The following is a 12643-nucleotide window of genomic DNA, read 5'->3' on the forward strand; positions in this document are numbered from 1 at the left end:
GCAACGACTGCTCTGAATTCAGCCCGGCAGGCCATTAATCCATTTCGCCAAAGTTATAGCGAAAGTCCACGGAGTACTGCGTTTCGTCCGGGCGGGTAATCGCCACATAATTCCCCCCCTGAAGAATGGTATCCAGTACGAGCAACTTCTCTTTGACTTCAGTGAGGTTCTTGGCATTGAAGATCACCGCCCAGCGCTTGTCTTCCGGTCCAATCGCTAGGCGCGCATTAATCTTGGTCGTCGCTTTCTGGAAGGTTTGCTCATCGAGGTCGTAGTCCAGGTAGTGCTCGCCCTGATGAATAACGTCCACCGCCATCATCCCGCCGATTCCCCAGCGCGGAAGGATGGGAAAACGAATCGTAGGGGAGAGACTGGCTGTCACCTTGGGATTGTATGGCAGCTCCTTACCGCTAAGGTCTTGTGAGGGATGCGCGTTCTGGCCGCATTCGGGTAGAGCGTCGGTGTCGTCCCAGGTCGTGGGACCACAGGGGAAGTGGCCGTACTGGGTTTCGTTAAAGCCCAGGCTGCCCTGAACACTCAGCCAGGGCATGGGCGGAAGCCAGCGAAAGTCGAGCTCTACACCCCGAGATTCCGCATCATCGACATTAACGGTGTAAATCGCAGTTCCGTCAAAAACATTGAGCTGCAAATTCTCGAACTGCATGCTGTACACCGTGGCATTCACTTCCAGGGTGTCGTCGAACAGTCGGCTTTTGATCCCCACTTCAGCCGAGACGGCCTCTTCCGGCTCGTATTGTAGGCTGCGAGTATGGATCACCGGCCCGGAAAAGCCCCCGCTCTTGAAGCCTTTGGAGATATTGCCAAACACGGTTAACTTATCAACCGGAGACCAGCTAATGGCAAGCTTTGGCGACACTTCACGTTCTTTCAGCCGGTCCTTGGCGTAGTAATTTTCAGAGCCATTGGTGAGCGACGGCACGATGGAGTCGGAATAATTCGACTGTTCGCCATCAATCGTTTCCTCGCCAAGGCGCAAGCCGAGTGACGCCGTCACGGTATCTGACAGATGCCAGTCCGCTTGCCCGAACAACGCATAAGTCTCGGATTTGACGCGAACCGAGGTCTCGATAGCAAAGTCCTCACCGCTTCCGGGAATAACCCCCACTTCAGCCAGTAGAGAAAAGAGCGGGCCGAGAAAAGAAGGCAGCGGAATACCACGTCCTTCTGCGATGACAGGAGCCAAGGCAATCAGGCCATCAAGTACCAGGGACGTCTCCTGACTGACCTTCGATTGGGCATTGCCTGCGAACACTCCGAACATCCAGTCAACCGATTCTCCCCAGCCAAAAAGCGGGCCACTGTCGGCGCTATAACGCAGCTCAAACTGGCGTTGCATGTACCGGTCTGGCCCGTCGGTTTCAAAATAGCCGGTATTTACCGGGCTGAAATCCGTATCCAGCAAAAACGGTGTATCCACGCGGGCCCAGCTTGCCAGGCCGCTGATACTGCCATTTCTGAACATCATAAAGTCGCCCACATTCATATCCAGTTTGAGGGCGACCGAGTCGCTGTCGCGATTGGAATAGGTGGGTGAGTTAGAAGAGCGCGTATCGTTGAACTCGTCATCTTCGATCCGTGGATCGCGCTGCTCAAATGTTCGTCTGGCGGTCTCTGTCAGGTAAGAGTGCTGAAAGCCATTGCCCACACCTTCGTATTCAGTACTGAAGGCAATCAGCTTGAGTTCCACATCCTCACTGAGGAAGTAATCGAGGCGAAGACGTACTGATTCATCTTTAAATTCTTCTTTTTCATTGTCTCTCGCAGTGTTGAACAAACCAAGGTACTTCTCCCGCTTTCGCCAACTGATGCGAGCTGCCAAGGTGTCCTCGATAAGCGGAAAACCTATCGCGGCCTCGTAGCGCTTTCCGTCGAGTCGCTCCTCAGTCACCTGGACATACCCGCCCGTATCAAGCGACGGTGACTTGGTGGTGAAGTTCAATACGCCCGCAATGGTGTTCTTGCCAAACAGTGTTCCCTGGGGACCACGAAGCACTTCCAGCCGCTCTAAGTCGAACACACCATCATTCGTAAATGTGCTGCGCCCGTAACTGATGCCGTCGATGACCAAGCCCACCGAGGGTTCGATATTTCTGGCCAGCGGCGGAGAACCAAAGCCACGGATCATCGTCGAGCTGTATTGCGGGTTAGACGCCGTGAATTTCACGTTGGGCGTGTATTGCACCAGATCCTGCGCATCGGTAATGGCCGCTTCGGCAGCCAGGTCGCCGGATAATGCCGACACCGACATGGGAACATCCTGCAAGCTCTGGGAGCGCTTCTGCGCGGTGACAATGACCTCTTCTAACAGCCTGCCTTTACCGGCCTGCGCCGAATACGCTCCAGAACTGCACGCCAGTGCCAGAATCAACAGACACCATCTCTTCTTAGCCGACCTTGGGACCATCACGCTTCTTCCCTAGTTATTATTTTTATATGTTCAGGTATCAATGAGCGCGTCACTCACCGCAGAGAAGGTATTGATTCACCTGTCGCTATCACCGCATTAACGCGATCTGCCCATCGCTTATCTGGCAGCACATGTCTACGCGAGACGCTCTCTGGTCATGACGTCAAATCTGGAACAAAACTCAAATGACACAAAAAACGAGAGAGGTGATCTTATCGACTGCTCATTCCCCCCAGAAGATGACAACCGTAAACACTAAATCGACGAACTGGCCCTAATCACGATTAAAATCGTCGCCAGGACTCGTCGTCGCCGGCCGCGGGTTTTTCCTGCCGGCACAAACTGGCCCGAAGGAATTACGTATTGATCTGAAAGGATTTTTTTGACGTAGTGCGAAAGAAGTAGTTCGAAGAAAGTCGTGCGAAAAAAACAGATAAAAAGTGGGAACATCATGAAACGCTTTACTCAATCCTTTTCCCTGGCGCTGGCCGTCATTGCGGTGACGGCCTGTGACCACGCGCCCTCTTCCGGTGACGGTGCGGCGATTCGCAGCATGGACGAGATCAAGGCATCTGGCGAGCTGCGGGTACTAAGCCGCAATGCACCGACAACGTATTTCCTGAATAGAGATGGCGACCCTGCTGGCCCAGATTACGAACTCACCAAAGCCTTTGCGGATTCTCTCGGTGTCGAGTTGCGCTTTATTGTGCAGGACAACATCGGCGACATTCTGTCCGGCATCAAAGCCGGGAAAGCGGACTTCGCCGCTGCGGGCCTGAGCAAAACGCCACAGCGCGAGACCGAGTTTCTGTTCACCCGCACGACCGAAACGGTTACCGAACAGCTGGTATGCCGACGCGGCGGCAATGTGGCCAAGAGTCTGGATAAACTGGCCAATGTTTCCCTCGAAGTGCCCACAGGCAGCAGCTATGAAGAAACGCTGACACAGTTGCAGCAGAGCAACCCCGAAATCAGCTGGAAGAGCAATGACAGCGCCGGTACGGAGAGCCTTCTACAGAAAGTATGGGATGGAAAGCTCGATTGCACCGTTGCCGACTCCAATATTGTCGCGGTTAACCGACGCTTTCTACCCGAGCTGATCGTGATGTTCGATCTGGGCACACCCAAGGCGCATGCCTGGCTGATGACGAAAGGCAGCAGCGAACTCAAGGGCGAAATAGACAAATGGATGGCCAGCGCCGACGGCAAGACTTCTTTGGCCGCCGTTCACTATCGGCACTACAGTTTTATTGAGAACTTCGATTTTGTCGATACGCGCGCTTTGGTAGAGCGCATTGAGGACCGGTTGCCCAAATACAGCCAGTTGTTCGAAAAGGCAGCGGGGAAACACGGCTTCGACGGCATGCTGCTCGCGGCACAGGCCTATCAGGAATCGCACTGGGACGCGACCGCCAAGAGCCCGACCGGGGTGCGCGGTATTATGATGCTGACCCAGAACACCGCCAAATCACTGGGCGTTGAGGATCGACTTGATCCCAAGCAGGCCATCCCCGGCGGCGCAGCCTACCTGGCGGAGATGCGAGACCGCTTCAGTGAGGACATTCCCGAACCCGACCGTACCTATCTGGCACTGGCGGCCTACAATATCGGGCGCGCGCACATGCATGATGCCCAGTCACTGGCCAGAAAGCTGGGTAAAGACCCGAACAAGTGGGAGGACATACGCGAGGTTCTGCCGATGCTATCGGACAAGCGTTACTACAAGGATTTAAAATACGGCTATGCCCGAGGCATAGAACCGGTGCGCTATGTGAAGCGTATTCGCAACTACGAGAGCATTATCAGCGCGAAAGATAAATAAAGGGCTGAGCACCGCCAGCCCCCTCTCGTCGGGTACGAGCCTGACTAGACCGGCGAACAGAGAAATACCGGAATATCCCGGTCGGTTCGCGCCTGGTACTCATCGAAATCCGGGTAAAGACTCAGCAGGTGTGGCCAGAGTTCGCGTTTGCGTTCAGGGCTTACCTGCTCAGCGAGATAGCTGCGTTTGTCTCCGCCCACCATGATCTCAATATCCGGATTGGCTTTCAGGTTGTAATACCACACCGGGTGCCTTTCCATCCCGCCCTGAGAGGCTACCAATAATTTCTGCTCTCCCATCGGTAAATGAATCAGGGCCACTTCCCGAGGCTGCCCGGTTTTTCTCCCGCGCATCGTGACAACGCAGATCGGATAGCCACCGGGAAAATGCTTCATCAGGCGCCCGCCGCTGTTCTTGTACACCCAGACATTAAAACGCGTGTAGTGGCGCATAATGAACTTAATCAGGCCAAACCATTTGTCCGGGATTTCAGCAACGTCCTCCCGACGTGTTTTTACATAATCGAATTTGCTCATCGCATTCCCCGCATCAACTCAGTGGTTTTTATTGTTGTGCCAGCCTTTCGCGTTCAGCGCGCGGAGTCAATGGAAAAACCGATCAGCTCGACTGCCAGAATTACCGCCTGATTCACCCGCCCCGCCCCTGCGACGATTTGCCACAATCCGCCGCGTCATCACTGAATTAAAATGCGCATTTTTTAACCCGACATAATGATGACAATGATAATCCGCCATAGCGCCTCAGCCCTTTTCCTTTTCAGCTGTGCCTCGCTCAGCTTCGCCCAGGCTCATCGTAACCACGACCTGCCCATTGAGCTGGTAGAAGTCAGCGCGACCGCTACCCATGGTGACGGCGAACAGTTACTCAGCAGCGCACCGGTCACACGCCCGGTTCACGACGCCGGAGAGCTGCTGCGTTCAGTTACCGGCATGACGGCATTGCGCCGAGGGGGCCGCGGCTTTGACCCGATTATTCGGGGTCAGAGTCAGGCCAATCTGAATGTCATCGCCAATGGCGCCTTTAATTACGGTGCCTGCCCCGGCCGCATGGACCCGCCCAGCACCTATATCAGCAGCGACAGCTTTGACTCGGTACGGGTCATCAAAGGCCACCGCTCCGTGGTTTACGGCGCGGGCGGCAGCGGCGGTACACTGCTGTTTGAACACCAGCGTCCGGACTTTAGCGACAGCCCCGTGCGCGGTGAAATCACCGCCGGCTACACCGGTAACAGTGATCTGCGGAGCAGCTCCGCGGACATCGCCACCGGTAATGAGCAAGCCTACCTCCGCGTATTTGGCAGTAAGAAGCGCTCAGACAACTACCGCGATGGCGGCGGTGATACGGTTGCCTCCGCCTTCCAGTCAGACAGCTTTGGCATCTTGGCAGGCGCCGATATTACCGCCAGCGATTATCTGGAAATAAACCATGAACGCGCCTTCGAAGACGATGTCTGGTACGCAGGGAATGGTATGGACGCGCCCTATGCCGACTCCGATAGCAGCAGCCTGCGCTGGCATCATCACGCGCCAATAGGCCCCATCGACAGCCTTGAGCTGACGCTGTATCGCAGCGACGTGGTGCACCTGATGGACAACTACACGGTTCGCCAGCGCAATACGATGGCGAACGGCATGGCCGCGCCGTCCAGCTCTGACACCTGGGGTGGGCGCCTGCTGGCAGGCATTGAGCGCGACAGCTACCAGCTACAGATGGGGCTGGATTACCGCGCCAATGCCCGCAAAGCGCTGTTGTATATGGATGCAGGTAAAGACGGCCAGTACGAGATGCTATTGTCACGGATGTGGCCCGACGCCGAGCTGCGCCAGCGCGGCGTTTTTGCCGAACTCGACTATCGCCTCAGTAACGTCGACACCCTGCGCATCGGGACGCGCTATGACCAGTTCAACGCTGCCGCCCGCAGCGCAAATGTGAGCACCGGAATGATGGGCAGCGCCACGCCCGCTACCCTGTATGCCAACGCCTACGGCGTTGACGCGCGGCCACGCGAACGAGAGGGCATCAGCGCAGTGCTGGGCTGGGATCGCCAATTAAGCGAGCAGTTGCTGCTGAGCAGCAACCTCAGTCGCTCACTGCGCGCCCCGGACAGCTCTGAATTATGGATGGCCCGCAGCGCCATGGGCAGCACCTGGATCGGCAACCCGGCACTGGACCCTGAACTGCATCAGCAACTGGATATCAGTCTGATCGGCAACCGTGAGCAAAGTCAGTGGAGTGTGACGGTATTCGGTGACGAGGTGCATAACTATATCGAGCGTTATGAGACCGCTGCGGGCGATCGCTACCGCAACATCTCCGCCTCTCTATACGGCGCCGAGTTTGATGCGAGCCGCACACTGGGAGAATCGCTGCGAGCGGGGGTCAGCCTGTCTTATACCCGCGGTGAAGGCGACAACGGCGACCTGGCGCAAATTGCGCCGCTGGAAGCACGAGTGAAAATTGACTACGAACGCGAACGTTGGGCAGTGGGCGCTGAATGGTTGATTGCTGACCGCCAGTCTCACTTCAACTCCGCCGTCGATGTCGACTCGGCAACCCCCGGCTTTGCGGTGTTGCACGTCTTTGGACACTGGCAACTCACCAACGCGCTGTTGCTGGAAGCCGGCATTGAGAACCTGTTTGATCGCCGCTATGCCTACCACGTAAACGCCGGTAACGCCGACCCGTTTACGCCGGATGCGCTGCGCGTCAACGAGCCGGGGCGGCAAAGCTGGATTAAACTGCGCTACCGCTTCTAATCGCCAGAAATCTTCTACACTGGTAGGCATCGCCCATATCGGAGATGTCTACCAAGATGACGTGGTTGCTCGAACACCGCCTGTGTCGCCGGCTGATCTCCATGCCGCTGATTGTGCTACTCGCGATCGTCATGGCGACAAGCGTTCCGCTTTGGCTGCCGTTGTCATGGCTACTGGGCCTGCTATACCCACCTGCCCGCGCCGCGTGGCGCTGCCTCGCCTTCATCACCTTATACCTGTTGTATGAGTGCGTTGGCCTCGCGGTGAGTGCCTGGCTGTGGTTCCGCTATCCCGTGATGGGCCGTGACCATCAAGACTATCTTCGCGCCAACGGGGCCCTGCAGTCCTGGTGGGCCAATGCCCTGTGCCGCTCGGCAAAGTGGCTCTTCCGGCTTCAGTTTGACGTGACGGGTGAGGAAGCCCTGAATGGGCCCGGCGCGATTGTTTTGCCACGTCATACCAGCATTGGGGATACGCTGTTACCCATGTACGTGTACACCATTCCTCAACAGCTGAACGTTCGCTATGTGCTGAAAAGAGAATTGCTGCTGGACCCCTGCCTCGATACCGCGGGACATCGCCTGCCCAATGTCTTCCTGAATCGCGCCGCCGAAGATATGTCTCCGGAACTGCAGTCGCTCACCGAGCTGGCAGCGAATGCAGGCAATGACGCGATTGTGCTCTATGTCGAAGGGACTCGCTTTTCAGAGCAAAAGCGCCAGCAGCTTATCCGCCGCCTTATAGAAAAAGGCAATAGCGCTGCTGCCGACCGAGCCAAAGCGTGGACACATGTGCTGCCACCCCGCCCGGCGGGCGCGCTGGCCCTGATTGATGCCGCGCCTGAGAAAGATCTGCTCTTCTTCGCACATCACGGCTTCGAGGGTGCGGCGAGCTTTACCAGTCTGTTCAATGGCAGTTGGCTGAACACCACCGTGAAAATGCACTTCTGGCGCGTTCCCGCCGCCGAGCTTCCCTGCGACGATCATGCACGCCGTGAGCTGCTGTTCGATCAGTGGCAGCGTATGCAGGACTGCATTGAAGAAATGCGGAAACGCTAGCAAAACCATAGCAAGAGCTGAGTGAAACGCCGTATCTGCTCTCGACGAGATTCGTCTTCCCACTTATTGTTAGCGGCTAAGCAAACGAAAAAGGGGACACTATGGCAATCTTAAATGAGTTCAAGACCTTTATTACTAAAGGCAATATGGTTGATATGGCCGTCGGCATCGTGATCGGCGCCGCCTTCACAACCGTTGTTAAATCCCTGGTTACCGACATTATCATGCCACCGGTGGGAATGATGACGGGCGGCATCGACTTTTCAAACTTCTTCATTGCACTGGATGGTCAGCACTATAACTCCCTGGATGAAGCGACCAAATCTGGCGCGGCAACCATTAATTACGGCTTGTTCGTTAACAATATTATTACGCTGTTAATCGTGGGCGCAGCCGTGTTTGGTGTGGTCAAAACCGTAAATCGCATCAAGGCGAAAGAAGAGGAAGCGCCCAAAGCGCCGGCCAAGCCCAGCGAAGAAGTACTGCTCTTGCGAGAAATTCGGGACGCACTCAGCCAACCGCCTGAAGCAAAATAAGCGCTTCAGGGGCAGGACATGGAGCGTTTAATCTGACAGATAATATTCCACGGTCGACACCACCCTCACCATTTTGATGTGAGGGTTGTTGCGGTCGCGGTCGCGGATTGAAAACTGCCCCTGTGAAGCGCGCTTGATCTTGCCGAGCTGACTCTCGGAATCGCGAGCAAACTTCTGGGCCACTTCCCGCGCTTTCGTCGTCGCCTCTTCAATCATCGCCGGCTTGATATCATTGAGACGGGTAAACAGGTATTCAGCCTGCGCCTGATAACCGCCTTCCAGCACAATACCTCGCTTACCCAGCTGCGATAATTTGCTCATTAACTGGCGGATCTCGGGGATATTTTCAGAGTAAACCGTCACGGCCTGCGTCGCGGTGTAGCGAAATTCAGCGCGCATATTGCCACCGTATTGCTGGGCCGATTTATCGGTAATGGCGGGCGCACCCTGAGTGATCTCGCTCTCGTCTACACCATTGCTAGTCAGAAACTCGCGAATCTCGCCCGACTGTTGTTCCAGCGCCGCGTATAAATCGGCGAGCTGATTACTGGCGACACTGAACTGGATCGGCCAGATCACCACGTCTGCCGGATACTCGCGTTCGGCGAGCCCCTTAACGTTCACACTGCGCTCAAAACTTTTCACCTGCAGGGCGGCATTGCCCAACAGGTATCCCAGCGCGGAAAGCCCTAGAAGCAGGCATAAACCCAGAAAAATCAGGCCTGCCCGATTGCTGTTCTGCTGCATAAGATTCCCTCAACGTCATCCTTGTGGTCGCCATGCCCGTGGCTGGCAATGATCACTATAGACAATATTGAGGACAATTAGTTGAGCGGCGCTCACTCGGCTGTTGTCGGTGTCGCCGGTCGCAGCAGTAACAATAGGGGAATGGCCGCCAGCACTACCCACATCATCAGCCGAAAGTCTTGTAGAAATGCCAGGGTCGATGCTTGCGCCGTCACCGCTTGGTCCAGCATCGCCAGACCGGCCGGCGTGCTGACATCCAATACGCCCTGTCCAACCGCATTATCGAGCGCCTGATTGTAGGGCGTCATGTAACTGGCAAAAGCCGCATGATTGATCTGCGTGCGCTGCGCCAAATACGCCATCACAACCGAGATGCCGATACTGCTGCCGATATTGCGAATCAAGCTGTACAGCGCCGTCGCCTCATTACGGTAACGGGGAGCCAGGGTCGAAAAGCTGATCGTGGTCAGTGGTACAAAAATAAAGCCCAGGCCAAAGCCTTGAACCAGGCCCGTTCCAATAATCGCGCCGCGACTCACATCCGTGGTGAACTGCGTCATTTCCCACATCGAGAAGGCGGTTAGCAACATGCCGAAAAACAGCATATAACGAGGGTCGACACGCCCCGACAACCGCCCCACGACCACCATTGCCATCATGGTTCCCAGGCCTCTTGGCGCCAGTATCAGCCCGACATCTACCACCGGATAGCCCATCAGGTTTTGCAGGAAGGGAGGCAATAGCGCCATCGTCGCCAACAGGATAATGCCGACAATAAAAATGAAAATCAGGCCAAGATTGAAATTTCGGTCACGAAAGACACCGGGATCAATATAGGGCGCTTTGCTGGTAAACATATGGCATACGAACAGGTAGAACGCGCCCACCGTCAACACCAGCTCAAACAACACTTCACCACTCTGCAGCCAGTCCTGAGACTGCCCGCGATCGAGCATCATTTGCAAGGCACCGATGGCCAGGCTGAGCAGAAAAAAGCCCAACACATCAAAGCGTCGCGATTGGTCTGTTTCGGTTTCTTCCACAAACGCCGAAATGCCCAGCCACGCGAGTATGCCGAAAGGCAGGTTGATATAGAAAACCCAGCGCCAGCTGTAATATTCCGTCAGCCAGCCACCCAGTGTCGGCCCCAAGATCGGCCCCAGCATCACACCCATGCCCCACATGGCCATCGCGGCGCCGTGCTTTTCCTTGGGGAAGGTATCGAGCATGACCGCCTGTGAGAGCGGCACCAGGCTGGCACCGAATATGCCCTGCAGCAGCCGAAACAATACCAGCTGCCCCAGGCTCTGGGCCGCACCGCAGAGCATCGAGGTCAGGGTAAAGCCAACTACCGACCACAGAAACACCCGGCGACGTCCCAAGCGGTCTGAAGCAAACCCCACCAGTGGCATCACAATCGCAGAGGCAACGATATAGGACGTGAGCACCCATGAAATTTGCTCCTGACTGGCGCCCACCGTTCCCTGCATATGCGGCAGGGCCACATTGGCAATGGTCGTGTCCAACGCCTGCATGACCGTTGCCAGCATCACTGAAATGGAAATCAGTGCGCGGCGCCTGCCGGTATGCGAGGCGCCTTCGACGGGAACGGATTCGGGGGAAGTACTCTCACTCATCGCGGGCGACTCAGAGCGTCATGCCCAGCAGCGAATGGTGATGGCCGGTATCAATCTCGGGAATCGCACTCAAACCGGCCCGCAGCGGTGGTTGCCCCGGCTGACTGTTGATACGGATTCGCACAGGCACCCGCTGCGCCACTTTTACCCAGTTTCCGGTCGCGTTCTGTGCAGGAAGAAGGGAGAACTCCGAAGCCGTCGCAGGGCTCATGCTCTCGACCTCTCCTTCCCAAACAGTATTCGGATAGATGTCCAGTTCAACGGTTACCGGCTGTCCCGGACGTACCCAGGTCAGCTCTTTCTCCGTGTAGTTCGCTTCAATCCACAAGCTGCCGCTGGCAACCAGTGTCATCGCTGCCTTGCCGGGCATCAGATATTGCCCGCGCTTGGGTGGCGCGCTGACCTGACCATCCAGCGAGGCATGAATTTCTGTATGCGCCAGATCCAGCTCGGCTTTTTCCAAGGCGGCCAGTGCAGCGAGGTAGTAGGGATGGTCTTCGATAGGCGATTCCAGCGAACCACCGAGTACCGCGGCCATCCGCGCCAATTCGGCCTTCTGCATTTCAACGCCCACTTCCGCGAGACGCCGGTTTTGCTCGGCGTTATCAAAATCCGAATCAGAGGTGTAATGCTCGTTTTTCAGGTTCTGCTGACGACGTTGCTCTTTATCGGCAAACTCCCGGTGAGTTTCAGCCAGTCGCAGCATCGCCTCCGCTTTGAGATAGGCGGCTTTCTTTTCCAGCAGGTCGGTGCGTACCTTTTCAAGGTTGGCCCGCGCCTGATTGACGGCCATACGATACGGAGCCGGATCCAGGGAAAACAGCAGCTGCCCCGCATTGACGGACTGATTTTCACGGACGAAGACCTCGTTCACTTGCCCGGCCACTTCGGTGCTCACCTGCACTTTGTCTGCCTTCACGTAGGCATTATCCGTTTCTACATAACGGCCACTTTTCAAGTAGATATAGCCCCCTCCCAGCAACGCGACAGCAGGTACCACCACCATGAGAACAAAACGTTTCATCACTCGCCCCACGCATTTTCCATTCAATTAACCCAGTACCGGCGGGCTGCCGATATTGCGATGTTTAGCCCACTACTCGCCCAACAGGTTTTCGCGAATTTGCAGCAGCGTCTTAGTAGCCGCTTCTGCATCGCGTTGACTCAATCCCCGCAGTGCCCGGCTGCGCACACGCTCACCGACGGCCCGGATTTCATCCAGATAGGGCTGCGCCTGGGGGGTGAGATGGATGCGGAAAGCCCGGCGATCGCTGAGGTCCTGACGGCGCTCCACCAAGCCCGCTTCGGTCAGCTGATCGAGAAGTCGCGCCAGGGTAATCGGCTTGACCTCCAGCAACTCCGCCAGATCGACCTGCCGCACACCCTCATTCTGGGAAACAAAAATCAGTGCCCGCGACTGCGCCATGGTGAGTTGATTCTCTCCCAGCGTGTCGTAAAAACGACGTTTCATCAGACGCGCCAGATCGGCAATGATCAAACCAATCGGCTCGGGCTGTTCACTCATCATGATTTAGTACGCAAGAGTTATAGTAAGCAATGCTTACTATATTAGCGAACGGCAGGCTGTCGCGCCACCCTGCAAATGCAGGAGGCGCAAAATTACCGGGTGAAGGACAA

10 protein-coding genes are annotated in these 12643 nt (G+C 56.1%); 4 read left to right on the forward strand and 6 right to left on the reverse strand.

What is annotated here, in order from left to right; genetic code table 11:
• Positions 1-34: 34 nt before the first annotated feature.
• On the reverse strand, positions 35-2389 hold the full coding sequence (locus G411_RS0112045) for a TonB-dependent receptor (protein WP_022959465.1): 2355 nt from the start codon (positions 2387-2389) through the stop codon (positions 35-37).
• A 490-nt stretch (positions 2390-2879) separates the two neighbouring features.
• Here G411_RS0112045 and mltF point away from each other — a divergent pair, with 490 nt between their 5' ends.
• On the forward strand, positions 2880-4250 hold the full coding sequence (gene mltF, locus G411_RS0112050; protein WP_022959466.1) for a membrane-bound lytic murein transglycosylase MltF: 1371 nt from the start codon (positions 2880-2882) through the stop codon (positions 4248-4250).
• Between the two features lie 44 nt (positions 4251-4294).
• On the opposite strand, the gene G411_RS0112055 is transcribed toward mltF, so the two are convergent.
• A complete protein-coding gene (locus G411_RS0112055; protein ID WP_022959467.1) occupies positions 4295-4786 on the reverse strand; it encodes a nitroreductase family deazaflavin-dependent oxidoreductase in 492 nt (163 codons plus the stop codon).
• Between the two features lie 198 nt (positions 4787-4984).
• Here G411_RS0112055 and G411_RS0112060 point away from each other — a divergent pair, with 198 nt between their 5' ends.
• From G411_RS0112060 to mscL, 3 genes are all read left to right on the forward strand, one after another.
• A complete protein-coding gene (locus G411_RS0112060; protein ID WP_211218341.1) occupies positions 4985-7027 on the forward strand; it encodes a TonB-dependent copper receptor in 2043 nt (680 codons plus the stop codon).
• A 56-nt stretch (positions 7028-7083) separates the two neighbouring features.
• Complete coding sequence (locus tag G411_RS0112065) at positions 7084-8085, forward strand: 1-acyl-sn-glycerol-3-phosphate acyltransferase (protein WP_022959469.1); 1002 nt, start codon at positions 7084-7086, stop codon at positions 8083-8085.
• Between the two features lie 101 nt (positions 8086-8186).
• Positions 8187-8621 (forward strand): large conductance mechanosensitive channel protein MscL, encoded by a 435-nt coding sequence (mscL, locus tag G411_RS0112070; RefSeq protein WP_022959470.1) that lies wholly within the window; start codon positions 8187-8189, stop codon positions 8619-8621.
• A gap of 27 nt (positions 8622-8648) precedes the next feature.
• Here the strand turns inward: mscL and G411_RS0112075 are convergent, their stop codons facing one another.
• The 4 genes from G411_RS0112075 to G411_RS0112090 all read right to left on the reverse strand — a co-directional run bounded on the left by G411_RS0112075 (position 8649) and on the right by G411_RS0112090 (position 12533).
• Positions 8649-9368 carry an SIMPL domain-containing protein gene (locus G411_RS0112075; RefSeq protein ID WP_022959471.1) on the reverse strand — a complete coding sequence of 240 codons (720 nt, stop codon included), beginning with the start codon at positions 9366-9368 and terminating at the stop codon, positions 8649-8651.
• A 92-nt stretch (positions 9369-9460) separates the two neighbouring features.
• Positions 9461-11005, reverse strand: coding sequence for a DHA2 family efflux MFS transporter permease subunit (locus G411_RS0112080; RefSeq protein WP_022959472.1), 1545 nt, complete (start codon positions 11003-11005; stop codon positions 9461-9463).
• Between the two features lie 10 nt (positions 11006-11015).
• Positions 11016-12029, reverse strand: coding sequence for an HlyD family secretion protein (locus G411_RS0112085; protein WP_022959473.1), 1014 nt, complete (start codon positions 12027-12029; stop codon positions 11016-11018).
• 72 nt (positions 12030-12101) lie between these two features.
• Positions 12102-12533: a MarR family winged helix-turn-helix transcriptional regulator gene (locus tag G411_RS0112090; protein ID WP_037509323.1), complete on the reverse strand. Its 432-nt coding sequence runs from the start codon at positions 12531-12533 to the stop codon at positions 12102-12104.
• Between the last annotated feature and the right edge of the window lie 110 nt (positions 12534-12643).

This window comes from Spongiibacter tropicus DSM 19543 (assembly GCF_000420325.1).
GTDB classification, from domain to species: domain Bacteria; phylum Pseudomonadota; class Gammaproteobacteria; order Pseudomonadales; family Spongiibacteraceae; genus Spongiibacter; species Spongiibacter tropicus.

Coding starts and splice junctions, on each gene's coding strand:
- G411_RS0112090 (WP_037509323.1), bottom strand. CDS start 12,533: ATGATGAGTGAACAGCCCGAGCCGATTGGTTTGATCATTGCCGATCTG.
- G411_RS0112055 (WP_022959467.1), bottom strand. CDS start 4,786: ATGAGCAAATTCGATTATGTAAAAACACGTCGGGAGGACGTTGCTGAA.
- G411_RS0112065 (WP_022959469.1), top strand. CDS start 7,084: ATGACGTGGTTGCTCGAACACCGCCTGTGTCGCCGGCTGATCTCCATG.
- mltF (WP_022959466.1), top strand. CDS start 2,880: ATGAAACGCTTTACTCAATCCTTTTCCCTGGCGCTGGCCGTCATTGCG.
- G411_RS0112080 (WP_022959472.1), bottom strand. CDS start 11,005: ATGAGTGAGAGTACTTCCCCCGAATCCGTTCCCGTCGAAGGCGCCTCG.
- G411_RS0112085 (WP_022959473.1), bottom strand. CDS start 12,029: ATGAAACGTTTTGTTCTCATGGTGGTGGTACCTGCTGTCGCGTTGCTG.
- G411_RS0112060 (WP_211218341.1), top strand. CDS start 4,985: ATGACAATGATAATCCGCCATAGCGCCTCAGCCCTTTTCCTTTTCAGC.
- mscL (WP_022959470.1), top strand. CDS start 8,187: ATGGCAATCTTAAATGAGTTCAAGACCTTTATTACTAAAGGCAATATG.
- G411_RS0112075 (WP_022959471.1), bottom strand. CDS start 9,368: ATGCAGCAGAACAGCAATCGGGCAGGCCTGATTTTTCTGGGTTTATGC.